Annotated in this window: 20 protein-coding genes; 9 read left to right on the forward strand and 11 right to left on the reverse strand. The window is 72.2% G+C overall.

Annotated elements, in window-relative coordinates; genetic code table 11:
• Nucleotides 1–3: 3 nt before the first annotated feature.
• The gene (locus tag ACN263_RS07875) at nucleotides 4–606 is read right to left on the reverse strand and encodes a TetR/AcrR family transcriptional regulator (RefSeq protein ID WP_422739145.1); all 603 of its coding nucleotides are present in this window, start codon (nucleotides 604–606) and stop codon (nucleotides 4–6) included.
• A 52-nt stretch (nucleotides 607–658) separates the two neighbouring features.
• Here ACN263_RS07875 and ACN263_RS07880 point away from each other — a divergent pair, with 52 nt between their 5' ends.
• Entirely contained in the window at nucleotides 659–1,423 is a 765-nt protein-coding gene (locus ACN263_RS07880) for an SDR family oxidoreductase (RefSeq protein ID WP_422739146.1), read from the forward strand.
• Here the strand turns inward: ACN263_RS07880 and ACN263_RS07885 are convergent.
• A complete protein-coding gene (locus tag ACN263_RS07885; protein ID WP_422739147.1) occupies nucleotides 1,380–3,368 on the reverse strand; it encodes a GTP-binding protein in 1,989 nt (662 codons plus the stop codon). The genes ACN263_RS07880 and ACN263_RS07885 overlap by 44 nt on opposite strands.
• Before the next feature lie 384 nt (nucleotides 3,369–3,752).
• Here ACN263_RS07885 and ACN263_RS07890 point away from each other — a divergent pair, with 384 nt between their 5' ends.
• The 3 genes from ACN263_RS07890 to ACN263_RS07900 all read left to right on the forward strand — a co-directional run bounded on the left by ACN263_RS07890 (nucleotide 3,753) and on the right by ACN263_RS07900 (nucleotide 7,531).
• Nucleotides 3,753–5,066, forward strand: coding sequence for a cellulose-binding domain-containing protein (locus tag ACN263_RS07890; protein WP_422739148.1), 1,314 nt, complete (start codon nucleotides 3,753–3,755; stop codon nucleotides 5,064–5,066).
• A gap of 136 nt (nucleotides 5,067–5,202) precedes the next feature.
• On the forward strand, nucleotides 5,203–5,814 hold the full coding sequence (locus ACN263_RS07895) for a YdeI/OmpD-associated family protein (RefSeq protein ID WP_422739149.1): 612 nt from the start codon (nucleotides 5,203–5,205) through the stop codon (nucleotides 5,812–5,814).
• Between the two features lie 121 nt (nucleotides 5,815–5,935).
• Nucleotides 5,936–7,531 (forward strand): Na+/H+ antiporter, encoded by a 1,596-nt coding sequence (locus ACN263_RS07900; protein ID WP_422739150.1) that lies wholly within the window; start codon nucleotides 5,936–5,938, stop codon nucleotides 7,529–7,531.
• On the opposite strand, the gene ACN263_RS07905 is transcribed toward ACN263_RS07900, so the two are convergent.
• From ACN263_RS07905 to ACN263_RS07920, 4 genes are all read right to left on the reverse strand, one after another.
• The gene (locus tag ACN263_RS07905; RefSeq protein ID WP_422739151.1) at nucleotides 7,528–7,866 is read right to left on the reverse strand and encodes a winged helix-turn-helix domain-containing protein; all 339 of its coding nucleotides are present in this window, start codon (nucleotides 7,864–7,866) and stop codon (nucleotides 7,528–7,530) included. The two genes, ACN263_RS07900 and ACN263_RS07905, sit on opposite strands and share 4 nt — an antisense overlap.
• Nucleotides 7,833–8,288 carry a hypothetical protein gene (locus ACN263_RS07910; RefSeq protein ID WP_422739152.1) on the reverse strand — a complete coding sequence of 152 codons (456 nt, stop codon included), beginning with the start codon at nucleotides 8,286–8,288 and terminating at the stop codon, nucleotides 7,833–7,835. The genes ACN263_RS07905 and ACN263_RS07910 overlap by 34 nt, the downstream gene beginning before the upstream one ends.
• Before the next feature lie 149 nt (nucleotides 8,289–8,437).
• Nucleotides 8,438–9,190 (reverse strand): GNAT family N-acetyltransferase, encoded by a 753-nt coding sequence (locus ACN263_RS07915; protein WP_422739153.1) that lies wholly within the window; start codon nucleotides 9,188–9,190, stop codon nucleotides 8,438–8,440.
• Nucleotides 9,191–9,241: 51 nt separating this feature from the next.
• Nucleotides 9,242–10,198: an RNA polymerase sigma factor gene (locus tag ACN263_RS07920; RefSeq protein WP_422739154.1), complete on the reverse strand. Its 957-nt coding sequence runs from the start codon at nucleotides 10,196–10,198 to the stop codon at nucleotides 9,242–9,244.
• Between the two features lie 248 nt (nucleotides 10,199–10,446).
• Between ACN263_RS07920 and ACN263_RS07925 the strand changes: the two genes are divergently transcribed.
• From ACN263_RS07925 to ACN263_RS07935, 3 genes are all read left to right on the forward strand, one after another.
• The gene (locus tag ACN263_RS07925) at nucleotides 10,447–13,347 is read left to right on the forward strand and encodes a BTAD domain-containing putative transcriptional regulator (protein WP_422739155.1); all 2,901 of its coding nucleotides are present in this window, start codon (nucleotides 10,447–10,449) and stop codon (nucleotides 13,345–13,347) included.
• Nucleotides 13,348–13,459: 112 nt separating this feature from the next.
• Nucleotides 13,460–14,668 (forward strand): alcohol dehydrogenase catalytic domain-containing protein, encoded by a 1,209-nt coding sequence (locus ACN263_RS07930; RefSeq protein WP_422739156.1) that lies wholly within the window; start codon nucleotides 13,460–13,462, stop codon nucleotides 14,666–14,668.
• A gap of 107 nt (nucleotides 14,669–14,775) precedes the next feature.
• Nucleotides 14,776–15,699, forward strand: coding sequence for a hypothetical protein (locus tag ACN263_RS07935; RefSeq protein WP_422739157.1), 924 nt, complete (start codon nucleotides 14,776–14,778; stop codon nucleotides 15,697–15,699).
• A gap of 100 nt (nucleotides 15,700–15,799) precedes the next feature.
• Here ACN263_RS07935 and ACN263_RS07940 read toward each other — a convergent pair whose 3' ends face one another.
• The 4 genes from ACN263_RS07940 to ACN263_RS07955 form a co-directional block, all read right to left on the reverse strand.
• On the reverse strand, nucleotides 15,800–16,516 hold the full coding sequence (locus ACN263_RS07940; RefSeq protein WP_422739158.1) for a zf-HC2 domain-containing protein: 717 nt from the start codon (nucleotides 16,514–16,516) through the stop codon (nucleotides 15,800–15,802).
• Nucleotides 16,513–17,061 carry a sigma-70 family RNA polymerase sigma factor gene (locus ACN263_RS07945; RefSeq protein WP_422739159.1) on the reverse strand — a complete coding sequence of 183 codons (549 nt, stop codon included), beginning with the start codon at nucleotides 17,059–17,061 and terminating at the stop codon, nucleotides 16,513–16,515. The genes ACN263_RS07940 and ACN263_RS07945 overlap by 4 nt, the downstream gene beginning before the upstream one ends.
• A 228-nt stretch (nucleotides 17,062–17,289) precedes the next feature.
• Complete coding sequence (locus ACN263_RS07950) at nucleotides 17,290–17,874, reverse strand: type VII secretion system-associated protein (RefSeq protein WP_422739160.1); 585 nt, start codon at nucleotides 17,872–17,874, stop codon at nucleotides 17,290–17,292.
• Nucleotides 17,871–19,694 carry a hypothetical protein gene (locus tag ACN263_RS07955; protein WP_422739161.1) on the reverse strand — a complete coding sequence of 608 codons (1,824 nt, stop codon included), beginning with the start codon at nucleotides 19,692–19,694 and terminating at the stop codon, nucleotides 17,871–17,873. Before ACN263_RS07955 ends, ACN263_RS07950 begins: the two co-directional genes overlap by 4 nt.
• A gap of 200 nt (nucleotides 19,695–19,894) precedes the next feature.
• Between ACN263_RS07955 and ACN263_RS07960 the strand changes: the two genes are divergently transcribed.
• Nucleotides 19,895–20,200, forward strand: a complete 306-nt coding sequence (locus tag ACN263_RS07960) for a hypothetical protein (protein WP_422739162.1) — start codon at nucleotides 19,895–19,897, stop codon at nucleotides 20,198–20,200.
• Complete coding sequence (locus ACN263_RS07965; protein ID WP_422739163.1) at nucleotides 20,197–20,853, forward strand: hypothetical protein; 657 nt, start codon at nucleotides 20,197–20,199, stop codon at nucleotides 20,851–20,853. Before ACN263_RS07960 ends, ACN263_RS07965 begins: the two co-directional genes overlap by 4 nt.
• Nucleotides 20,854–20,912: 59 nt before the next feature.
• Here ACN263_RS07965 and ACN263_RS07970 read toward each other — a convergent pair whose 3' ends face one another.
• Nucleotides 20,913–25,283: an FtsK/SpoIIIE domain-containing protein gene (locus tag ACN263_RS07970; protein WP_422739164.1), complete on the reverse strand. Its 4,371-nt coding sequence runs from the start codon at nucleotides 25,281–25,283 to the stop codon at nucleotides 20,913–20,915.
• Between the last annotated feature and the right edge of the window lie 37 nt (nucleotides 25,284–25,320).

Raw genomic sequence — 25,320 nt, forward strand, 5'->3', positions numbered from 1 at the left:
GCGTCACCCCGGGCCGGGCGCGTCGGCACCGAAGGCCGCCGCGAGCGCCTTCGCGATGAGGTCGGGTAGGTCACTGCGCCCGTCGTCCTGCGCCCACCGCACCAGCGCGGTGTGCATGGCGGCCAGGCAGGCGCTGGCCGCGGCGGCGGCCTCGAAAGCCGTGTCCGGGTCGGCGGTATCGGCGTCGAGGGCTTCCACGATGGCCTGCTGAAGCACGTACTGGCTGTCCAGATGGCGGGCGCGCAGCGCGGGCGTCGAGATCATCAGTCGTAGGCGGGCCAGCAGGAGTCGGTCGTCGCCGGCGGTCAACGTCCGCGCGGAGTCGATCAGCGCGCTGCCGATGCGGTGGACGAGGGGCTGCCCCGCCGCCGTCGCGGCGATCCGTTCGGCGACCAGCGGGCCGTTCTGGTCGACCAGCACCAGGTCCTCTTTGGTCGGGAAGTGCCGGTACACCGTCATCGGCGACACGCCTGCCGCCGCCGCGACGTCGGTCACGGCCGTGCGGTCGTACCCACGGTCGACGAACAACCGCACGGCGACTGCCTGCAGCGTGCGCTGCGTCTCGAGCCGCCGTTGTTCGCGCAGTGTTGAGTGCCGCTCGCCCATGTGTTAGACACTACCTCAGTGATAGTCACTACCACTTTGGGAGTAGCTAACAATGCAGGATCTGATCGGGCGGGCAGCGCTGGTCACCGGCGCGTCGCGGGGTATCGGGCAGGCGATCGCGCGTCGATTGGCAGCGCGGGGAGCGGTGGTCGTCGCGCACTTCGGCGCGGACCGGGACGGCGCGACGGCCACCGTCGAGCAGATCGCCCGGGCGGGCGGCAGGGCGTACGCCGTCGGCGCTGAGCTGGGGGTGGACGGCGATGTCGAGACGCTTGTCGACGGTGTCCGGGCCAGTCTGGCGGGGCAGCCATTGGACATCCTCGTCAACAACGCGGCGGCACCGCCCGCCGGTGCGCTCGGCGTCACCACCCGGGCCGCCTTCGACCACCTGTTCGCGGTCAACGTGCGAGCGCCGTACTTTCTCATCGAGCAGACGCTGCCCCTGCTCAGCGACGGCGGTCGGATCATCATGATCTCGTCCGCGGCGACCCGGATGGCCAACGCCACCCAGACGTCGTTCGCCATGACCAAGGGCGCGATCGAGACGATGACCCGCACGCTGGCCAACCAGTTCGGTGCCCGGGGCATCACGGTGAACGCCGTCGCGCCCGGCGCCACCCGGTCCGCGACGAACGCGCACGTCTTCGACGCGCCGGGCCTTGTCGACCTGATCACCGCGATGACGGCGCTCGACCGCCTCGGCAGCCCCGACGACGTCGCCGACGTGGTCGCATTCCTGGCCTCCGACGCGGCCCGCTGGGTCACCGGTCAGGTCATCGAGGCGAGCGGTGGCCTCTTTCTGGGTCCGCGTCCCTGACGGCGAGGGTACGGTTCTTCGGCTGGACGAGGAAGCGCAGGTAAACGGCCCGGTCGAACGGGTTGCCGTCGGTGCGGGCCCGGCGCGGCGGCTCGCCGGACACCGGTCGGTCGCCGCCGGGCGTCGACGACCACAGCCCCTCCCCGCTGGACAGGTCGGGCAGCCGCTGCTGCGCCTCGGGTTCGAGCCGCGCCGGCAGCACGCCACCGATCCGCCAGCCGGCGGGGACGGCGACGGTGCCGTCGAGTCGGGCGCCGAGCCGGCTCAGGTACGACGTGACCGGGCCGAGCCGGTCGGCCGGTACCTCCACCTCGAACCGGCGGCACGGCTCGAAGACCCGGGTGCCGGCCTCGGCGAGCGCCTGCATGAGGACGTACGGCGCGAGGTCCCGGAAGTGCCCGGCCGTCGTGATCGGCGACCAGTAACCGCTGTGGGTGAGGGTGATCCGGATGTCGGTCACCGGCCAGCCGTGGCAGCCCTGGTCGAGGGCGGCACGGGCGGCCTCCTCGATGGCCGTGTGGAACGACAGCGGCAGGGAGCCGAGTTCGACCTCCCGTCGGTAGTCCACGCCGTCGCCGGGCTCGACCCGGAACCCGACCGTCCCGAAGAAGCCGTGCCCGATGATCTCCACGGCGGTGCCCGTGCCGGCCGGCCGCTCGACGTGCATGAGCCGCCCCGGCCCGAACTCCGCCTCGATCCCGTACGTCTCGGCCAGCGTGCTGCTCAGCACCTCGCGCTGTACCTCGCCGTAGAGGAGCACGCTCGTGCCGCCGTCGGGGGCCACCCGGGTCCGCAGGAACGGGTCGGCGTCCGCGATGTCCAGCAGCGCGGCGTGCAGCGCCAGCGTCCGGGACGCCTCGCGGGGGCGTACCACCGCCTCCAGGGTCGGCGCGGGAAAGTGGGACCGCCCGTCGAGGCCGGCCGGGCTGCCGAGCTGGTCGCCGAGGCGTACCCCGGTGAGGCCGACCACCCGGGCGATGTGGCCGGCGGTCAGCGCGGCCCGGTCGGTGGCCGCGCCGACCACGTCGAGCCGCGTGATCCGCCCGCGCGTCGCGGTGGTCCGGCCGTCCGGCTCCCGGCGGTACGCGGTGACCCGCTCCCGCGTCCGGAACTGACCGCCGTACGCGCGCAGGTAGGCCACCCGTTCGCCGGAGGGGTCGCGCTCGATGGCGAACACCCGCGCCCGTGGGTCGGACTCGGCCGGGGGCGACGGCGGGAGCAGGGCCGCGACGGCGTCCAGCAGCTCCGGCACGCCGGCGCCGGACAACGCCGAGCCGAACAGCAGCGGGTGTACCTGCCCGGCGGCGACCTGCGCCCGCAGTGCCTCGTCGACGCGGTCGCTGTCCAGGGGCAGGTCGTCCACCAGGGCGGCCAGCACGTCGTCGTCGTGCTCGGCGAGGACCTCGGCGAGTCGGTGGTCGTACCCCCGAGGGTGTGGCCGGTAGCTGGCCCCGGGCGTGCCGGGCGCGCGGACCGTGCCCAGCGGGACGACGGTCGGGGTGAGGAGCCGGCGCACGTCCGCGACCAGCTCGTCGACCCGGGCGCCGGCCCGGTCGATCTTGTTGACGAAGATCAGGGTGGGCAGTCCGAGCGATCGCAGGACCCGCATGATCCGGCGGCTGTGCGGCTGGACGCCCTCGACGGCCGACAGCACCAGCACGGCCGCGTCGAGTACCCCGAGCGCGCGCTCGACCTCGGCCACGAAGTCGCTGTGCCCGGGGGTGTCGAGCAGGTTGACCTGGCGGTCGCGCACGGTGAACGAGACGACCGCGCTGCGGATGGTGATGCCCCGCCGACGCTCGATCTCGCCGGTGTCGGTCTGGGTGGTGCCCGCGTCGACGCTGCCGAGCCGGTCGATGACCCCGGTGGCGTGCAGCAGGCGTTCGGTCAGGCTGGTCTTACCGGCGTCGACGTGGGCGACGATGCCAAGGTTGACGGTCTGCACAGGCGATCGGGTCCTCGAAAGCTCGCGTCCGGATGGGCGGGTTTTCGAGTCCTCGCATCGCCGTGCTCCCGTCTGCTGGTGGTGCCGGGCCGTGCGGCCGGGTCCTTCTCCCGCCAGGCTGGCACGGCCGGTGGCGGCGGGCCACCGATTTACGCGCGCTTGATTAGATAGGGATTGGTCAATAGATTGAGGGTGGGCGTCACCGGTTCCGGGCAACGGTCCGAGACGGTGACTGACAGCTTCACCTCGAGCCGGGCACGTCGGTCGTACGCATCGACCTCTCGCTGTGGCGCATCGCCGCGCCGTACCCGGCGGGTTGCCACGTCCGCTCCGGACGCGCGCTGCCGCGCCGGTTTCTCCCGCTCGATGGCAGAAGGACTTCCCATGACCATTCTCCGTGCCCGCCCCGCCCCGACCCTCGCGGTCGTCGCCGCGCTGGCCACCGCCGTGACCGCGACCGGCACAGCCCTGCTCGTCGTCCCGGCGGCGGCCGCCCAGGGCTGCCGGGTCGACTACACGCCCAACCAGTGGCCCGGCGGCTTCACCGCCAGCGTCAAGGTCAGCCCCGGCGACACCGCCGTCTCCAGCTGGACCGTCACCTGGACCTACGCCGGGAACGAGCGCATCACGAGCGGCTGGAACGCGACGGTCAGCCAGTCCGGATCGACGGTGACCGCCCGCAACATGTCGTACAACGGGAGCATCCCGGCCGGCGGCGCCACCGAGTTCGGCGTGCAGGGCACGTACAGCACCAGCGGTGGAGCGCCGACCGGCTTCAGCCTGAACGGCGTGCCGTGCAACGGCGTCGCGCCGACCACGCCCCCGCCGACCACTCCGCCGCCCACGACGCCGCCACCCACCACGCCACCGCCCACAACGCCGCCCCCGACCACTCCGCCCCCCACGACGCCACCGCCCACGACGCCACCGCCCACGACGCCACCGCCCACGACGCCACCGCCCACGACGCCACCGCCCACGACGCCACCGCCGACGACGCCGCCGCCGGTGGGCTGTGCCGGCGCGGTGCTCTGTGACGGCTTCGAGAGCCAGACCGGTTCGACGCCGTCCGGCGACTGGACCGTGGTGAGTCCGGACTGTTCCGGCGCCGGAACCGCCACCATCGACACGACCACCACGCACAGCGGCAGCCGGGCCGTCCGGATCAACGGCGCGGCGGGGTACTGCAACCACGTCTTCATCCGGTCCACGAAGAACCTCGGCAGCGTGGGCAGCGTCCGGTACGGCCGGATCTGGGTCCGGCACACCACCGCCCAGCCCACCGACCACACCACGATGATGGCGATGACCGACGCCGCCGACGGCAACCGGGACCTGCGGATGGGCGGCCAGAACGGCGCCCTGCAGTGGAACCGCGCCTCCGACGACGCGACGCTGCCCGAGCAGAGCCCGGCCGGGGTGGCACAGAGCGTGCCGCTGCCCACCAACCGGTGGACCTGCCTGGAGTTCATGGTGGACGGCTCGTCCGGTCAGCTCCGTACCTGGCTGGACGGCACCGCCGTCGTGGGGCTGACCGCGGACGGCGTACCCACGCACGACATCGACGGGCAGTGGTACAACCGCGCCTGGCGACCGCAGCTCACCGACCTGAAGCTGGGCTGGGAGAGCTACGGCAACGGCTCCGACACCCTCTGGTACGACGACGTCGCGGTCGGGGCCAGCCGGATCGGCTGCTGACCACCGGACGGGCGGCCGGGGGCGTGGCATGGTCGACGTGCCGCACCCCGGCCGCCCGTGCGTCCGCCGTCGCCTCGGTGCCGCCACGGCCCACCTGGTGGCGGCCGACCGGGCGGCCCGGCGATAGCCTGCTGTCATGGCGAGCGCCGAACTCCAGGAGTTGATCGTTGCGGACGCCGACGCGCTGCGCGCGTGGCTGACGGCCAACCACACCACGTCGCCGGGCGTCTGGCTGGCCCTGACCAAGAAAGGCGGCACGGTCACGACGCTCACCTGGCAGCAGGCCGTCGACGAGGCGCTCTGTTTCGGCTGGATCGACGGGCAGGCCCGCAAGCGGGACGAGGAGTCCTCCTGGATCCGGTACACCCCCCGCCGCCCGCGCAGCATCTGGTCGCAGCGGAACGTCGCGCACGTGGAGCGGCTGGAGGCGCAGGGGCGGATGACGCCCGCGGGCCGGGCCGCGGTGGAGGCCGCCAAGGCCGACGGGCGGTGGGCGGCCGCGTACGCCCCGCCGTCGGAGGCCGAGGTGCCGGCCGACCTGCTCGCCGCCATCGCCACCGATCCCGCGGCGCAGGCCATGTTCGACGTGCTCACCAAGACCAACCGGTTCTCCCTCATCCACCGCGTCAACGCGGTCAAGCGGGCCGAGACCCGGGCGCGGAAGATCAGCGAGTTCGTCGCCATGCTGGCCCGCCACGAGACCCCCTACCCGCAGAAGGCCAAACCGTCGAGCCCTCCGTCGTCGTGATTCCGCCGGCCGGGCGGCGGTGGTCCGGCACGGCCGGGGGGAGCGTCAAGTAGCTGTCCACTGGGCCGTCGCATCCTTGTCGGGCCCGAGCGTTGCCCAGAACCACAACTGAAGGAGCCCGGTGTCCAGCCTCGTCCTGGTCGTAGCGGTCGGTGTCGCGATCCTGGTCGGTGCGGGCGCGGCCCGTCGGCTCCGGATCGCCCCACCGGTGCTGCTCCTGGTCGCCGGTGTCCTCCTCGGCTTCGCGCCCGCGCTGCGCGCGGTGCACCTGCCGCCCGAGGCCGTCCTCCTGGTGTTCCTTCCGGTGCTGCTCTACTGGGAGGCGTTCTCCTCCTCGCTGCGCGAGATGCGCCGGAACCTGCGGGTCATCGTGCTGCTGAGCACCCTGCTCGTGGTGGCGACGGCGGCCGGTGTCGCGGTCGCCGGGCACGCGCTCGGGCTCGGCTGGGGAGCGGCGTGGGTGCTGGGTGCCGCCGTCGCGCCGACCGACGCCACGGCGGTCGGCGTCCTGGGTCGGATGCTGCCGCGTCGAATTGCGACCACCCTGCGCGCGGAGAGCCTGGTCAACGACGGTACGGCGTTGGTGATCTACACCCTCGCGGTCGGCATCACGCTCGGCGAGGAACACCTGAGCGTCGGTCGGGTCGCCGGGCTGTTCGCCTTCTCGTACCTCGGTGGCATCGCGTCCGGCGCGGTCGTGACGTTCCTCGTCCTGCAGATCCGTCGCCGGTTGACCGACCCGTTCCAGCACAACCTCCTCGCGTTGCTGACGCCCCTGACCGCGTACCTGATCGCCGAGGCGGCCGAGGTGTCCGGCGTCCTCGCGGCCGTGGTCAGTGGCCTGTGGGTGGGCCGCGCCTCGCCGCGCCTGTTCCCGGGTAACGCCCGCCGACACGTCCACACCGTCATGGAGTTCCTGACCATGCTGGCGAACGCGGCGCTGTTCGTCCTGGTCGGGCTGGAGGCGCAGTCGGCCGTGCGCGGGCTCGACAGCAGCGGTCTGGCACACGGCATGCTGGTCGCGCTCGTGGTCTGCGCGGTCATCGTCGCGGTGCGGTTCGGCTGGCTCTTCACCAGCCCGTACGTGATCCGGGCGATCGACCGCCGACCGCAACAGCGGGAACGGCGGCTCAGCGGGCGACCCCGGGCGCTCATGTCGGCGGCCGGTTTCCGGGGCGCGGTGTCGATGGCGGCGGCGCTGGCCGTACCCCACACGCTTCCGTCCGGTTCGGAGTTTCCGGACCGGGACCTCATCGTCTTCGTCACGGCCGTCGTGATCGCCGTGACCCTGCTGGTGCAGGCGCCGCTGATGCCCCGGGTGACGCGGTGGGCCGGGCTGGGCGCGGACTCCGAGGCCGAGCGGGAACGCCGGCAGGCCGAGATCACGTCCATGGACCGGGCGCTGGGGTCGCTGCCCACGATGGCGGCCGAGTTGGGTACGAGCGACGACGTGCACGAGCAGTTGCGCGCCGAGTACGACCGCCGCCTGCGCGTCCTGCGCGACGGCGACGCCACCTCCGGCCCGGACGAGGCCGCGGCCGACTACGAGAAGCAGTACGCCGACCTGCACCTCGCGGTCATCGGCCACCGCCACGAGACCGTCGTGCGGATGCGCGACGCGGGTGAGATCGACGACGAGGTGCTGCGCCGGGTCCAGGACGGCCTCGACCTCGAACAGGTCCACATGACCCAGCGACGGGACAACGACAACCGTTAGGGCCCGTCGACGCGGGCGGCGATGTCCCGCAGGGCGGCGATGTGGCCGCTCAGGGCCGCCCGGCCGGCCGTGGAGAGGTTGATCCAGGTCCGGGGACGCTTGCCCACGTAGCCCTTGCGCACCTCGACGTAACCGCCGTCGCTCAGGTTCGAGATCCGCTTGGACAGGGCCGAGTCGCTGAGGTCCATGGCGTCGCGGACGAACGCGAACTCGGCCCACTCGGTCCCCGCCAGCAGCGCCAGGATGGCCAGCCGGGTGGGATCGAGCAGGGCCGGGTCCAGCTTCGGGTCGGCCGCCACGGTCAGGCCGGGCGGGTGAGGACGCGGCGCTGCCACCACGGACCTGCGGCGGCCAACAGCACACCGGCGACCAGGCCGAACCACAGCCAGAGGTGTGGAACGTCCAGCGCGGTGGCAAGGGTCGCGCCACCGATCAGCAGGGCCACCACCAGGGCGGACCACAGCAGGCTCGACGCGTCGGGGGTGGCACGGGGACGCACCGGCCGCCGCAGCAGAGCCGCTCCCCACCGGGTGTTGGCGGCCATCGAGACGAGCAGCAGCAGGATGACGATGGTGGTGCCGTAGGTGCGCACGAAGTCCGGATACCGGTCGGCCACGAACCCGTACGCCGCGGCGAGGACTCCGGCGGCGAGCCAGGTCCACCGCGACCGACCGGCAGCCGTCGCCGTCTGGTCCCGGCGCCGGTCCACGTCCGCAAGAGCCCGTCGTGCCTCTTCTGGGGTCGGGGTGGTGCCCATCGCGCAACTCCTTGAGCTAGGGAAAGTACTTGCTCGTACGGAAAGTTAACACTCACTTTCCGCATCGGCAAGTACTTGCCTGGCCGGTGCCGCGCCACACGGCGCTGCCGCCCGCACCCGGAGTGAGCCGGCGGCAGCGCCGTGCGGACTCACTCCGGGAGCTGGTAGAGGCGGTACCGGGTGACGGTGTCGAACCCGATCTGCCGGTACACCGGCTCACCCTCGCTGCTCGCCTGCAGGGTGACGATCCGCCGCCCGGACTCGCGGGTGATGCGCAGCGCCGCACGGGTGAGGGCGCTCGCGATGCCCCGCCGGCGGTGGTCGGGGTGGGTCGCGATGCAGTACAGGGCGCCGACGTCGGTGCCGAGCGACAGGGTGCAGGTGCCCACCGTGCGGCCGTCCACGATGCCGGCGAGCCGGATCACGTCCGGGTAGGCGAAGGACACCTCCCGGTCCACGACGAGCCCGAGGTCGCCGGGGATGCCCAGCGGCCCGGCGTACGCCTCGACGTACTCGCGCAGCTCGGCCGGCGTGGCGGCGACCTGGATCCGCAGGTCGCCGGGGGCTTCCACCTCCGCCACGGTGGTCACGTCCACCGCCATGACGGGCATGTCGGAGATCTGGGTCGCGCCCCGCGCGAGCAGGCCCTCGGCGGTGCCCTCGTCGCTGTCCGCGCCCACCCACCAGCCCCAGGTCGAGCCGGTCAGGTGCTTCCGCGCCTCCGTGATCGCCTCGTCGAGCTCCCGTCCGCGCACCCGCAGGACCCCGTTGAGCAGTGGGTGCGGGACGTCGGTGCGGTAGGTCGGCAGGTCGGTGTCGGGCTCGGCGCCGGCCCAACCGCACCAGTACGTGCGGTTCGCGGCGAGCTGCGGTTCCAGGTCGTGGATGGAGTACGTGGTCATATCCTCAGGACATCGTTCGGCGGTGGAAAGTTCGATTCCGCGGTGGATTCTCTAGAACCGGGTCGGCCGTGGGGTGTGCAGAAGGCGCACCTCGCGCACCAGGCCCTCTTTCTCCTTCAGCAACCAGGTCGCTCCGGGCGGACAGTGGTACGGATCCTCCGGCGGGTTGATGAAGGCGTTCTCCCAGATCGTGACACCGGACCCGGCGAGCACGCCGGTGATCTTGGCGCCGACGCCGGACTCGTAGTCCTGCCGCATCACGGCGAAGACCGGTTCCCGACCGATCGTCCGGATGCCGCTCGGCCACCAGAAGGTCATGTCCTCGGCCCAGCGGGCGGCGACCTCGTTCAGCCGGGCGCCGTCCGGTACCGCCGACAGGATCGTCGCCGCCTCCTGCTGTCGTTCGGCGCGTAGCGCCGCGGTCTCGCCGTGCCGCTGGTCCTGCACGCGGGGGAGGACGTCGGCCAACTGCCGCCGCGCCTCGCTGAGGCGACTACGGACGGTGCCGACCGGCGTTCCACACAGGTCCGCGATCTGCTCGTACGAGTTGTTCGTGGTGAAGTAGCGCAGCAACGCCACCGTCTGCGCGGCCGGCGACAACTGCTCGATGGCGTGCCAGACCCAGTCCCGCATGGCGCTGCGTTCGATGCAGGCGACCGGGTCGTCCAGCTCCGAGGCGAGCAGGTTCTCGCCGGCCACCCCGACCGGTACGGGGACGCGGGCGCGCAGCATCGTCCGGCAGTTGTTGCGCACGATCGCGTGTAGCCAGGACCGCGCGGCCGCGGGGTCGCGCAGCTCACCGATGCGACTGAACGCGGTGATCGCCGCGTCCTGGCAGGCGTCCTCGGCGTCGGGCCGCGAGCCGAGCAGGCGGTGGGCCACGGCGAGCATGCCGGCGTAGTGACGGTCGAGGAGCAGCGCGAAGCCGGCCGGATCGCCCCGCTGGGCGCTGCGGACCTGCTCGACCGTGTCGTCGGCCGACCCGGGCGCCGAGGTCGGAAGAAGCATCCGGGAAACCTAGCGCGCGGGTGGGAAAAACCCATCGAGAGCATCGAACTTTCCGCTCGGCAGCGACGTCTGCATGACATGGGTTACGAGACGGAGCCGTGCCGCGACGACACCGATCCGGCCGATGCGTGCCGCCTTCCGTCCCGGAGTCGGTTTCGCCGCGCCCGGGATTGTCGGATGCTGCGACGAACTGTCCGATCCAGTCATCGTCAAGTAGGCCTCCACTCGGTGGACGCAGCGTGATCAACGTGACGGACGACGTCGGCTCCGGTCGAGAAGAGGAATCGGCGTCGCAGGGGAGACCGCGCTTGCAGATCATGGGTCCGCTGCGGGTCTGGCGCGGCGACACCGAACTCGACGCCGGCCCGCGTCAACAACGGCGTCTCCTGGCGGTGCTGCTGGCCCGGCAGGGGCGTCCCACCACCACCAGCGATCTCATGGATCTCGTCTGGGGGCCCGATTCGCCGGCCAGCGCCGTGAACGTGATCCACAAGTACGTGGCGGCGCTGCGTCGCCTGTTCGAACCCGACCTGCCCGCCCGGGCCGTCGGGTCGTACCTGCTGCGGCACGGCAACGGGTACCTCTTCGTGGCCGGGCCGGAGACGCTCGACCTCGTGGCGTTCCGCCGCGACGTCTCGGCGGCCAGGTCCAGCCTGGCGCAGGACCGCCCGGACGAGGCGTTGACGCACTACCTCGACGCGCTGCGGCGCTGCCACGGTTCGTCCGGCGACGGGCTCATCGACAGCGCCGCCGCCGCGGCGGTCCTCGCGGGCATCGACGGCGAGTTCTTCGACGCCACCATCGCCGCCGCCGCGCTGGCCGTACGACTGCGTCAGCCCACCCGGGTCCTGACGCCGCTGCGACTCGCGGCCACGATGGGTCAGCTCAACGAACCGGTCCACGCGAGCCTGGTGACGACCCTCGCCGCAGCCGGCCAGCAGGCCGAGGCGCTGGCCGTGTACGGCGCCATCCGGGCGCGCCTCGACGAGGAGTTGGGTATCGACCCCGGGTATCACCTGCAGGACGCCCATCGGCGGGCCCTGACCCAGACGGCGCTGACACCGGCCGAGGACGCGGAGCCGGTGGTGGCCCGGCCGATGCCGCTGGTCCGCCCGGCGCAACTCCCGCCGGACCCACCCCTGTTCGTGGGCCGCGAATCCGAACTGCTGATCCTGAACGACCTGACCACGGGGATGCGGACCGCCGGCCGGACCAGCCCACTGGTGATCGCGATGGACGGCATGGGAGGAGTGGGCACCTCGACGCTCGCCACGCACTTCGCGCACCGGGTCGCCGACGAGTTCGCCGACGGGCAGCTCTACCTCGACCTGCGGGGGCACCTCTGCGCGGACGAGCGCCTGTCGGCCGACGACGCGGTGCGTTCGCTGTTGCACCTGGTGGGCGCGCCCGCCGCCGACGTACCCGACACGTTCGAGGCGCGGATCGGCATGTACCGGAGCATGACCGCCGGCAGGCAGATGCTTTTCCTGCTGGACAACGCCCACGACGCCGCCCAGGTGCGCCCACTGCTGCCGAACTCGGCGAAAAGCCTCGTGATCATCACCAGCCGGCGGGCACTGGTCGGCCTTGCGGCGTTCGACGGCGCGCACCTGCTCCGGGTCGACCCGCCCGACCTGCCGACGGCCCGCCGACTGCTCGAACGTCGTCTCGCCGGGCTGCCGAGCCGGTCGACCGACGAGGCGGGGTGTGCCGCCACCGCGGACGAGATCATCGAGCTGTGCGGCCGGCTTCCCCTGGCGCTGGCCATCCTGGCGGCCCGGATCGCCGCTCGTCCGGGTCTGTCGCTCGGCACCATCGCCGCCGAGCTGCGCGACAGCGCCCGCCGGCTCGAGGCGTTCGCCGGTGGCCGTGGGTTGATCGATCCCCGGACCGCCTTCTCGTGGTCCTACCGGCAGCTCAGCCCGGAGGCTGCCCGGCTGTTCCGGCTGCTGTCGGCCGCCCCGCTGCCCGGTGTCACGGCCGAGGCCTGCGTGAGCCTCGCCGACCGCGACCCGGACAGCACCCGCGCCCAGCTGGCCGAGCTGATCGACGCGGCGCTGGTCAGCGAGGACGAGGACGGCAGGCTCACCTCGCACGTGCTGGTGAAGGCGTACGCCGAGGAGCTGTTCGAGGCCGAGGAGTCGGCGGCGGAACGACAGGCGGCGCTCAGCCGCCTGCTCCAGCACTACCTGCACAGCGGTTACCAGGCGCAGTCGGCGCTGAACCCGAATCGTCCGCCGATCGAGCCGGCGCCGCCGCTGCCCGGTGTCGTCGCCGAGCGGCCGGGCACGTACGACGAGGCCATCGCCTGGTTCGACCGCCAGCGGGAGGTGCTCACAGAGGTGGTGCGCCTCGCCGCCGACGTCGGGCACGGCATCGTGCCGTGGCAGCTCGCGATCGCGATGCAGCAGTACCTGCAGTGGGCCGGACGCTTCCAGGACTGGGAGGACGTCATGCGGGTCGCGCTGCGTGCCGCGCGGGAGCACCACGACGTGGTCGGGGAGGCGCACGTCCTGCGCAGCCTGGCGGGCGCCCGGTACTTTCTCGGCGCCCACGAGGAGGCGCTCGACCTGCTCGACCAGGCCGCCCGGACCTATCGGGACCGGGGCATGCGGCTGGAGCAGGCGCTGGTGCACAACAACTGTCACCAGGTGCTCAGCGTGTTGGACCGACACGACCGCGCGCTCACGCACAGCACCGAGGCGCTGTCCCTGTTCCGTCTGCTCGGCCACCGGCAGGGCGAGGTCTGCAGCCTGCTGCGGATGGGACGGTCCCTGACCGCCCAGGGGAGGGTCGGTGAATCGATCCGGGTGCTCCGGGAGGCCCTCGACCTCAACGAGCGGGTGGGGCGCGCACACGAGGAGAGCGCGATCCGGGCCGCCGTCGCGGACAACCTGGCCGAGACCGGCCGCGTCGCGGAGGCGGTGACGGAGCTGGAACTCGCGGCGAGCACGGCGCGGCGGGTGGGGAACCGGCCGTCGCAGTTCGCCGCACTGCGGCAGATGGCGGACGTGCTCATCGCCGCCGGTGACCTGCCCGGTTCCCGCCGGGTGTTCGAGCAGGCCCGCACGCTGCTGCGGGAGTTCCCCGAGGGCGGCACCGACGACATGCGCGCCTCGGTCACCCGGTTGGCCGAGAGGCTGACCTGACCGCGCGGTTTGTCGCCGCCCGGTCGGGGAAGCCGGATCCCGTTCCGGGCACGAGGTGTCCCGTTGTCGAGTGCTGGCGCGACGAGAGCGGCCAGCGGGGATGGGAGTACGCGTGAAGGCCGTCGTTTACCACGGTATCGGTGACATTCGGGTCGACGACGTGCCCGAGCCGCGCATCGAACAACCCACCGACGCGATCGTCCGGGTCACCACGGCGGCGATCTGCGGCACCGACCTGCACTTCGTCCGTGGCACCATGCCCGGGATGAAGCCGGGCAAGGTCCTCGGCCACGAGGGCGTCGGGGTGGTCGAGGAGGTCGGTTCGCAGATCCACAACTTCCGGCCGGGCGACCGGGTGGTGATCTCGGCGGTGCTGGGCTGCGGGTCCTGCTGGTACTGCCGTCGAGGGCTCTTCGCACAGTGCGACAACGCCAACCCGCTGGGGCCGAGGACCGGTACGGCATCGCCCGGCTCACCCGAGATGCAGGGCCCGTTCAACGGCCTGCAGGCGGAGTACGCCCGGGTCCCGTTCGCGCACACGAACCTGATCTCCCTCGCCGAGAACGTCACCGAGTCGCAGGCCATCACGCTGTCCGACATCTATCCGACCGGCTACTTCGGAGCGGTCCTCGCCGATGCCAGCGACGGCAGGATCGTCACGGTCTGGGGCTGCGGTCCGGTGGGACAGTTCGCCATTCTCTCCGCGTACCAGCGCGGCGCGTCCCGGGTGATCGCGGTCGACGGGCATGCCGACCGGCTGGAACACGCCCGCAGCCGTGGTGCCGAGGTCATCAACTTCAACGAGGTCGACCCGGTCGACGCCATCATGGAGTTGACGAACGGGATCGGGGCCGACTGCGCGATCGACGCCGTCGGCGTGGACAGCGAGAGCGCCAAGTCGGGGCCGGCGGCCGGTAAGGACGCCGAGCGCAACGCCGAGGAGCAACACGCACTCTCGCCCAACCTCGACAGTCAGGGCCAGGACGGGCACTGGAAGCCGGGTGACGCGCCGAGCCAGGCGCAGACCTGGGCGGTGGACAGCCTCGCCAAGGTCGGCACACTCGGCATCGTGGGCGTCTACCCGCCCGGCGACCGGTACTTTCCGATCGGGACGGCGATGGGTCGCAACCTGACCGTCCGTGCCGGCAACGGCAACCACCCCCGGTACATCCCCAGGCTGGCGGCCATGGTCGCCTCCGGTCAGGTCCGGCCGGAGGACGTGGTGACGGAGCACGAGCCGCTCACCGACGCGGTCGGCGCGTACCGGGAGTTCGACCTGCGCAGCCCCGGCTGGCTCAAGGTGGCCCTGCGCGCCACCTGAGGACGGTTGCGGCGGCACCCTCCCTGAACCGATTCCGGACCCGTTCCGTGTGGGGGGCGAACGGTTTCCGGACCTCCTGGAAGCCGGGTGACCGCTGGAGATTTCCGATGATGCGCAACCACGTGACACCCCTCATCGCCGCGCTGGCCGTCGGCGCGGTGACGCTCACGGCCTGCGGCCCGAGCCAGGTGCCACCCGGCCCGGCCCGGGCCGCCGACCTGAGCGGCAGCCCGGCGGCGTCGCCGCAGGGCGGGGGCGGCGTCGCCGACCTCGCCCTCACGTCCGGCACCGCGAAGTCCAACAACGCGCCCGAGGGCACCGGCGACTGGGCGGTACGTGACGGCGGGGTACCGACCGGAGCCGCCCGGGAGGAGGCGCAGCGCTGGGTCCAGATGACCCTTGGCAAGGCGGGCAAGCTCGACCCGGTCGTCGTCAACGGCGCGGGCCTGACCCTCTACCGGTTCGACAAGGACAGCAACAACCCGCCGACCTCGAACTGCGACGGTGACTGCGCCACCACCTGGCCGCCGGTCACCGTCACGCCCGGCGGCAAGATCTTCGTCGCGGGGGTCAAGGCCGAGGCCGTCGGCACGGTCCGGCGCGCGGACGGCAGCCGGCAGGTCACCATCGGCGGCTGGCCGGTCTACCGCTTCGCCAAGGACACCAAGCCCGGTGACACCAAGGGCCAGGGTGTCGGTGGCACCTGGTTCGGCGTGACCCCGACCGGCGGCAAGGCCGGCGTGTCCGGTGGCGGGCAGCCCACCGCGGAGTCGCCGGCCCGACCGGCGACCAGCGCCGTCCTCTTCGACGACCCCAACTTCGGCGACGGCGCAGGCTCGCAGGGAGTCGCGGGCACCGGCTGCCGGAACCTGAGCCGCCCGGGCGTCTCCTCCTCGGTGGCGGCGCCCGGCTCGCTCAAGCTGTGGACGGGCGCGGACTGCACCGGCCGCTCGACGGTGATCAACGGGGACGTCGCCGACCTGGGAACCGTCGGCTTCGACAACGCGGTCGTCTCGGTGCGCCTGGGCTGATCCCGCGAAACGGCTCGCGCCGGCCCGGCCACCTGGCCGGGCCGGCGCTCGTTCGTCGTGGGGTCGGTCGGGCACGGCCAGGGCCGCCGCCGGTGACCGGCTACAGCGTCGCGCTGACGTACACCGTGCCGTCGGTCGTCTCCACCCGGACACTGTCGATCTGGGCCTCGTCGATCAGGGCACTGCCGTCCAGGGTGACGCCCTCGGCGGCGCCGCGCTCCGACACCAGCCAACTGCCCGCCAGCACCGTGCTGCCGTCCTTGCCGACGACCAGGAGGCGACAACGCCGGCCCTGCGGGATGCCGGAGACCGTGGCGTTGACGCGTACCCAGCCGGGAGCCGGTTGGACGGCCACGGCGAGACGGGCGCCGGTGCGGGGATCGGCGGCGTTGGCGGAGCGGACCGCCCGGTCGGCCGTGGCGCCGGGGCTCGACGGTGGCGTGGTCGCGTCCGTCGTCGAGTCGCCCCGGGGGACGAGGAAGGCGCCGCCGAGGACGGCCGAGGCGACGACCGCCGCGGCGACCCCGGTCACGGCGTGCCGGCGGCGGCGTTCGTCGGCGGCCTCGCCGCGGATCTGCCGCAGGGTCCGCTGCAACAACAGGTCGCCGTCCTCCGGCGGGCCGTCGAGCAGCATCACATCGGGTACGTTCCCGAGGGCGCCCGCCCACGTCCGCAGCGACTCGACCTCGGCCCGGCACTGCGCGCAGTCCGCCAGGTGCTCCTCGGCTCGGCGGGTCGACTCCTCGTCGAGCGCCCCCAGCAGGTAGCCGCCGATGTCGAAGTGGTCGGCGTGGGGCGATGAGCTGTCGGTCGTCATGAGGCAGGCCGTTCCACCCCGGCGCGACGCTCGGCGAGATCGCGGAGTGCTCGGAGTGCGTAGTAGGAGCGGGACTTCACGGTGCCGGGCGGGATCCCGAGGACCTGGGCGGCTTCCGCGACTGTACTCCCGCGCAGGTAGACCTGCTCGAGCACCTGTCGGTGCTCGGTGGAGAGGCGGTTGAGGGCGTCCGTGACGACGATCGAGTTCACCACCTGGTCGGCGTGGTCCCGTTCGACCGCGGATTCGGTCGGGCCCTCCGGCACCTCGGGCGGCCGCGCCTTCCGGGCACGGACGGTGTCGGTCACGATGTTGCGGACGACCGTCAACAGCCAACCCCGTACCGAGCCCTTGCCGTTGACCAGACTGTCCGGGTGACGCCACGCACGCACCAGCGCCTCCTGGACGACGTCCTCCGCGGCCGCGCGGTCGCGGGTCAACTGTGTCGCGTACGCGAGCATCGCCCGTCCGTGCTCCTCGAATATGGACCGGACCAGTGCCTCGCCTGCCACTTCGCGCCGACGAACAGGTCCTGATCCCGCCATTGCTACCACCCTTTTGCTGACCCTCACGTCGCCGGCGTTCCCGCCGGTTGTCTACGGGCCCTCAGGATGCACGTCCCGTTCGTACCGATAGTTGATCAATAGAAAGTTTGTCTACTGACCCACGTCGAGACCGAAACGAGATGTCAACCGTCGCCGATGTCTGCCCGACGACCGGTCCGCGCTGGGCCCGGACGGTCGGTCCGAGCCCAGCGTGGGGAGCTGCCGGCCCTACGGGGCGAACGGCCACGGCTCGTCGCTCTCCGGAACTGTCCCCGCGGCGAGGTCGCGCAACGCGTCGGCGAACAACCGCATGGCACGTGGGCCGCCCGGGTTCAGCAGCACGTCGACGCCGTCCGGCAGGAGCGTCAGCAACTCGTCCAGGTCGACCTGCCGCCAGTCGACCGCGTCGACCCGGGCCTGATCCACGGCCCCGGTCGCGACGAGCACACACGGGACGCTGTCCGGCGCCGGTGCCACGATGACGCCGCCCGCACTGTCCAGTGCCACCTCGACAAGGCTGTCGCGTAGTGCCAGGAGCACCGCGTCGACGTCCGCGCGGCCGGCGGCTACCAGGGCCGCCGTGGCGTCCACCGGGCTCGTGGGCGCCGCCGGATTCCTCGGTCGGTAGAGGGGATTGGCAGTGAAACGGGCGATGGTGCCGTCGCGTTCCACCAACCAGCCACCGACGATGGCCTCCGCCGGCGGCATGGCCGCCGCGCCTGTCGCTTCACCGTCGGAGTCCGTCCACTCCTCGTCCAGCAGCAGCATCCAGTTCCGCTCGTTGTCCACGTCGTCCACGCGTTCGTCCGTCACTGCGTCACGTCCCGCGTCACGCCAGGCTTCATTTCCTTGAAAACGCCCATATTCTCCACCGTCACATTCGCAATGCTGTTGCCGGGGCTGGTGAAAAGGCCGTCGACGTCCACGCCGCGGCTCGCCTGTACGACCTCCGTCGACGCAAAGACCTTCCGGTTTTCGCCGAGATCCCGCATCACGTTGGCAAAATCCTGGCCAGCGCTTCCCGCAGGGTTGGCGAAGTTGCAGGAGAGCAACGCGATCGATCCCTTGGGGTTGTTCTCCGCAGCACTTCGGAAGACGTTGTCGAAGTGCACGACCTTAGCGAACTGCGTGCCCGGCACCGACATTATCTTGCCGTTCTTGAGCGTGATGTCCACGGAGTGTGGATCACCGTGCGCGATGACGAAGATGGGCGGGCTCTTCAGGCGGGCCCAGGGCGCCAGATCGAACTGCTCGGTGCTCATCGGCGCCTCCCTGCCGGGGATCGAGCGGACCAGCTTGGCGCCGCCCACGTTCAGCGAGCCGCCGAGGTTCCGGCCGAGCGGTACGTTCGCCTCCAACCTCGCCCAGTCGGTAAACGTGTCGACGTCCCCGGACGCGCTGGGGAAGAGGACGCCGATCTGTTTGCCGTTGCTGTCCTCGAGCGGTACCGACCGGACGTCCGAGGCGTGGAACGTCTTGAGGCGTCCCTTGCTGTTCTGCCCGATGATGAGGGTCGGATCCAGCGCGGTCTGCTTCCGGGCGTTCTTGAGATCACGATCGAAGCGGAGATCCGTAATTTTCTGCCGGATCCCGCCGAACACGCCCTTGATGGTCTTGCCGACGCCGAGGCGGGTGACGTTCTCGTCGATCCCACGTCCCACGGTCACACCGGGGCCGCCGGTGATCTCCTTGGTGCTGTTCTTGATGCCGTCCGCGACGCTGCCGGGGCGGATCTTGCCGGCGAACTTGTTGGCGAACTTGATGACCCGGCTGACGATTCGTCCGCCGGGGACGAGGCCGAGGGCGAGTCCACCGGCGGCGAGGGCGATTTCGGCGGGGTCACCGCCGAGGGCGGCGGCGGCCAGGTCGATGGCACCGGAGAGGAAGCCGATCGCCGAGCCCAGGGGCGGGAAGATGAAGGAGGCGACGACGGAGAGCACGTCGAGGATGGTGGTGATCCATTCGATGACGGTGCTCTGCAGGAAGTCGATGAACGCGTTGAACGCTTCGACGATCTTGTCCCAGAGGGAGCGTTGCGGCGCGTCCTTCGCCAGTTGGTGCAGGGTGTCGGCGGCGGTGCGGGCGGCCTGGTCGCGCAGGGCGGTGGCCTGGCCGAGCAGGGACTTGGCCGCGTCGAGGGCTTGTTGGGCGTCGGCGGCGCGGTTCCTGGCGGCGGTGGCGTCGTCGGTGGCCTGGTCCTTGGCGTCCGCGCTGGTCGCGGCGTCGGCGTTCATGACGAGAAGCGCGGCTGCGGCGGTGGCGGCTGCGGCCTGGGCGGCGCTCCGGTCTCCGGCGGCCTGTCGGGCCTGGTCGAGGGCGCGCAGTGACATCGTCTGCGCCTCCTCGAGGGAGGGCAGGTAGCGCAGGTAGGCGTCGGCGGCGCTGGCGTAGGAGTTGGCCATCCGGTCGAGTCGTCCGGGTAGTTTGCCGATGAGGTCGCGGAAGGCGTCCATGGCCTTGCCCTGGCCGACGTCGATCTGGCTGCCCGAGGCGAGGAGGTCGTGTGCCTCCTGGGTGGTTCTGGCCAGTTCCTGGTACGCCCGGGTGATCTCCTCGAAGGACTCGGGATCACCCGGCACGGGATCCGAGTCGAGTTGCAACACGGACCACTCGGCGTCGCCCGGACGCGTCATGACATGCCTCCCCATCGCACCGTCAGGTCGGCGCCCGGACCGTTCGCCGGGAGCCGGGTCGCACACGTAGCGGGTGGGAGTTCGGTTCAGCGGGTGAACCGGGCCGGCCGCCGATCCGTGTACGCCGCAGTTGCCGTGACACCTCGGGAGGGTGCGGAGATGAGGGAACGGATGGGCGGGCCGGCGGGGGAGTGGACGCGATGAGCGAGATCCTCGTTCCCGGCGCGGAGTTGGAACGCGTACACGAACTGCTGGCGCGTACGAAGGAGCTGATGGACAGCGCGTCGGTCCGGTCGATGGGCGCGGTGGTCGACACGCTCGGTCAGCGCGACCTGGAGGGCGCCGCCCGGCAGTTCGAGAAGCGGTGGGGCGACGGCCGGCACGTCGTGGGCAAGGACCTCGGCGGCGTACGCGACGCGGCCAAGGCGGTCGCCGACGCGTTCCGGGAGACCGACACCCAGACGGTCAACGCGTTGACCACGCCGGATGCGCAGGCGGCACAGTGAGCGCCCCGACCGCGACGCCCATTCCGACGGGCTTTGAGCTGCGTACTCCCGTGGCGTGGGTCGACTTCCCGGTGGCCGACGAGGCGAGTGAGAACCGGCTCGGTGAACAGGCGCGGGGGCAGGCCCTGACCGGCGGGTTCACCGCCGACCAGGCGGGCCGCTTCGCCGAGCAGGTGCGCCGGTCGATCCGCCAGGCCCGCCGCAGCGGCGCGGTGCACGCCGCGGGCGTCTTCGAGATGTACGAGAACGGTCCGCTCACCGCCACCGTGGTGGTCGCGCTGGTCACGCCACCTGCCAACGGCGACATCCTCGGCGCGCTGACCGCCGTGGCGCAGCCGAACCGGGCCGACGGGACCTGGCGGCGGGTGACCACCGCGGCGATCCCCCGGATCGGCACCGTGGGCCGGGTGTACGGCATCCAGAACGTCGTCCAGGACGGCGTCACGATCCGGTGCGCGGTGATGCACACCGTCGTGCCGATGCCGGGATCGGCGGACGTCGTGGTGGTCACCGGGTCGAGCCCGAACCTCGCCGAGGCGGAGGAGATCTTCGAACTCTTCGGCGCGATCACCGAGACGTTGGCGTTCACCTGGGACGACGGCCAGCCGGAACTGGCCGCGCCGACGGAGCCGACGGACACCACCGACGCCTGACAGCGATGGTCGACGAAGGGGGGACACCGCGCCGCGGTGTCCCCCCTGTCGCTCCGGTGCTAGTCCGGCGACGTCACCAGGGCACGCAACGCCGCCGGGTCGGTCCGGGGGACCTGCAGCAGCCGGACGGTGCCGTCGCCCAGGTGCAGCAGCGCCCGACCGAGGCGTCCTCCACCGAGCTGGCCCCGACTCAGCTTGGCGCCGATCAGCTCACCGTCGCCGAGGCCCTGCGGGCTGAGCAGCGCGCCCTGCCGGTTGCGCCGGGCGTCGACGTGCCAGCCGCCGAAACCGCCGGCCAGCCCGTCGATGGTGCCGGCCATCACCAACCCGAGTCCGCGCTCGGTGCCGGCCCGGGCGATCTCGCCGAGGTCGCTCCCCGCGTCGCACTTGAGCAGCAACTCGGCGTCGTCCAGCACGACCACGGCCGGCCCGTCCCGGCGCTCCAACGCCGCCGTCAGGCCGGCGGAGGTGAGGTTCTCGCTCGGCACCAGGTCGAGTACGCCCGGCAGACCGGCCAGTTCGCGCAGCGGCGACCTGCGCGGCGCCGCCACGACCACCTGGGTGCCCTTGCGCAGCAGGCCGGCGACCATCGTCAGCAGCGCGGTGCTCCGCCCCGAGCGTGGCGGTCCGGCCAGGACCAGGGTCGGGACGATGGTCAGGTCCGGTCCGATCGCGGTGAGCTCGTCCCCGCCGACACCCACCATCGTCCACAGTGCCCCTTCGGGTCGGGCCAGTGCCTCGGTGTCCGCGAGGGTCAGCTCGTCGGGCAGCACGTCGATCCGGAACGGGCGGTCGCCGGACGCGAGGTCAGCGTCCCGCCGTCGGGCCGTCTCGGCGATGTCGGCGAGTACCCGCGCCTGTCCCTGACCCGAGGTGTCCTCGCCGAGCAGCGCGATCTGCGCCTCGGCGCCGTCGGACGCCCGGATCGCCCGACCCGGCTCGATCTCGTCCGGCAGTTGCCGATGGTTGATGCCGACCATGCTGTAGTCGCCGCGTTCGGTCAGGCGCAGCACCAGCTTGTCGTCCGTGGTGGACGAGATCCGGCTGGAGAACATCGCCCGGTCGCCCGCCAGCACCACATGGATGCCCGCCCCGGCGCCCTCGCGCAGCAACGTCAGCAGAGCGGCCATGATCGTGCCGTTGTCGTAGTCGGCGAAGGTCTTGTCGAAGACCTCGAACCGGTCCAGCAGCACCAGGATGTGCGGAGGTCGCTCACCCGGGGCAGCGCCGGCGCGGAACTCCACCATGCTCGCCGAGCCCCGGGTGGCGAGCAGTTGCTGCCGCCGGCCCAGTTCCGCGACGAGACGGGCGAACAGCCGGCCGAGCCGTTCCGCCTCGGTACGCTGCACCACCGCCCCGCAGTGCGGCAGGCCGTTGAGGGCCAGCAACGCGCCGTTGCCGCAGTCGACGCCGTAGAGGTGGACGTCGGCCGCGGAGTGGACGCGGGCGAGCGCCCCGGCGATCGTCCGGAGCGTCTGCGATCGGCCGCTGCGCGAGGAACCGATGACGTGCAGGTGCCCGAGCGTGGCGAGGTCCAGCGTCAGCGGCACCTGGTCCTGCTGGGCGGGGAGGTCCACCAGCCCGTAGGCGACCGCCGGGAGGTGGTAGTCGGTGGCGCGGGCCGGTGGCAGCGCGTCCACGGTCAGCGACAGGGGCAGCGCCGGCAGCCAGGGGCTGTGCTGCGGCGGGATGCCGAGCCGTTCGCTGGCGTCCCGGATCGCCGTCACCAGCACCGCGAGGTCGGTCAGCTCGGCCGACGGCGCCGCCTCGCCGGAGCGACGACGCGGCGCGGGGTGACCCAGGTCGGGAAAGGACAGCGGCGCCAACCACGGGGCCGGTCGGTCGGTGCTGCGCGCGCCGGGGCGGAAACCGCCGACCCGACCCGCCTGGAACGGCACCAGCGACGACTGGGCGAGCCGGACGAAGGCCCGGCCCGGCGTCGACTTGGAGATGGCGGCCGCGTCCGGGGCGTTCAGCACGTCCTGGCTCTCGCTGCTGTCGGTCACCCGCAGGGCGATGCGCAGGTTGGTGTTCGCCCGGATCTCGGGGGAGACCACGCCGCCGGGTCGCTGGGTCGCCAGCACCAGGTGGATGCCGAGCGACCGGCCGCGCTGGGCGATGTTGACCAGACCGGTCACGAAGTCCGGCAGGTCCCGCACCATCGACGCGAACTCGTCGATCACGATGAGCAACCGCGGCATCGCCACCCGGGACGGCTCGCGGCGCAGCAGCTCCACGTAGTCGTCGATGTCCTTCGCCCCGGCCTCGGCCAGGATGTGTTCGCGTCGGCGCAGCTCCGCCGAGAGCGAGGTCAGCGCCCGGCCCACCAGGTGGGTGTCCAGGTCGGTCACCATGCCGACGGTGTGCGGCAGCAGGACGCAGTCCTTGAACGCGCTGCCGCCCTTGTAGTCGACGAGCACGAACGTCATCGCGTCCGGACGGTTGGCCACGGCGAGCGAGGCGACGAGCGTCTGCAACAGCTCCGACTTGCCGGAGCCGGTGGTGCCGGCCACCAGGCCGTGTGGTCCGTCCCGCTTCAGGTCGAGGGCGAACGGCCCGTCGAGCGACACCCCGAGCACCGCCTCGGTGGTTCGACCACCCGAGGTCCACCGGGCCGTCACCGCGTCCGGCTCCGGCGGTTCCATCCCGAGTACGTCGAGCAGCCGGCTCGACCCGGGCAGGGCGCTCTCCTCGTCGGCGCCACCGATGTCCCGCAGCGGCGCCAGCGCCCGGGCCACCCCGTAGAGCCACGCCGGCGGCACGACGTCCGGGTGCACGTCGGCGATCGGGGCGGCGAGGGTCTGGGTCACCAGCAGCGATCCGTCCTCCTGCTGGGCGATCACCGCCTGGCACTCCTCGGGCAGTAGCCGCTCCTCGGCGTCCAGGCAGATGGCGTACACGCCGACCGCTGGTCCTTCGCGCAGGATCTGGGTGACGCCGGGCAGGGACCGCAGCTTGCGGGCGCCGTCGAGCACCACGAGGACGTCCCGGAACGCGCCGTTGCCCCGTTCGCCGGAGCGGGACGAGATGATGGCCACCAGCTCGCCGACCCGGCGGGCCAGCGTCTGGGTGTCGGTGCCGACCGTCGCGAGGGTGTCCTGACCGTCCCGGGGCCGCAGGTGCGGCAGCCACCCGGCCCAGGCCCAGCCGGCCTCGTCGGCGGCCCCGCAGAGCAGGTAGATCTGCAGGTCCTCGGGGCTGTGCAGGGCACTGGCCTGGGCCATCATCCACCGGACCGTGGTACGTGCGACGGTGTCGCCGGCCACCCCCACGACCCCGTGCTTGCGCACCGGTACGGTCGCCGGCACGTCGAGGGCGCTCCACCGGACCTCACGCCGGTTCTCGTCCTGGCTCAGGTCGCGGAGCACCACCTCCGACGGCAGGTCCGCGCTGCCGACCCGCAGCTCCAGGAAGTCCGGATCGGTGCGGCGTCGTTCCCAGAGGCGACGTTGCGGCCCGCCGGCGATCAGCCCCATCGCCGCCGGGTCGGGGAAGTCGTCCCGGCGTACCGACCGTTCGGCGGCCAGCGCCTCCTCGGCCTCGCCGCTGATCCTCGCTCTCTTCTTCTCGTACTCGGCGAGCCGGGAGCGGTACGTGGCCCGGCCCTGACGCCGCGCGCCGATCTGACCGGCGATCAGCACCAGTGGCGACAGGATGGCGAAGAGCAACGTGAGCGGGTTGCGGGTGACGACGAACGCGGCGCCGGAGAGCACGACCGGCGCCAACACGGTGATCAGCGTGAGCGGCCGTCGTTCCGGCGGCGCCGGCGGCCCGGGAAGCGTGAACTGGGTGGTCCGCGCCGCGGGCAGCAGCCGGGGTGGACGGTTGTAGTCCAGGCCCGTCCGGTCCTCGGAGATCTGGAGCGCGGCCTCGTCCCGCAGCGGGCGGCGAAGCTCCAGCAGGGAGGAACCCGCGGCGAGTTGCGCCCCCGGCGTCCAGATCCGCTCCTGCTCGTCGACCTCCGCCCGGTCGAGCAACAACCCGGGGTCCGTCGGACGGAGCCAGCACTCGCCGTCCTCGGTCACCCGCAGCCGGGCGAGCGCCGGGGCGAGCGGGTCGTCGTGGACGCGGACGTGGTTGTCGTCGTCGGCGCCGATGGCGTGCTCGCCGACGGCGAGCGGATACCGGGTGCCGGCGCCCAGACCGCTGACCACCCGGATCTCCAACGGACCCGCCGGCCGTGCCGGTGACCCGGACGTGGGACGGTCCAGCTCGATGACGCTGCCCTGCCACAGCGGCGCGTCGGCGAGCGTCAGCCCGGGGTCCAGCGGAGCGCCGGCGACGAAGATCGTCGGCGGTCGGGAACCGGGTTCCGGACGGCGCCCGGCCAACACCTCGGCGAGCTCCGCGACGGTGGAGTCGAGGGCGGCCTCGACCTGGTAGTCGGTTTCGGGGGTGGACTGATCCGTGACGGTGAGCAACAGGCGCACGGGTATCTCCTGGTCGGACGATCCGTCGGGAACACGG

This window comes from Micromonospora sp. WMMD729 (assembly GCF_049315225.1).
Classification (GTDB): domain Bacteria; phylum Actinomycetota; class Actinomycetes; order Mycobacteriales; family Micromonosporaceae; genus Micromonospora.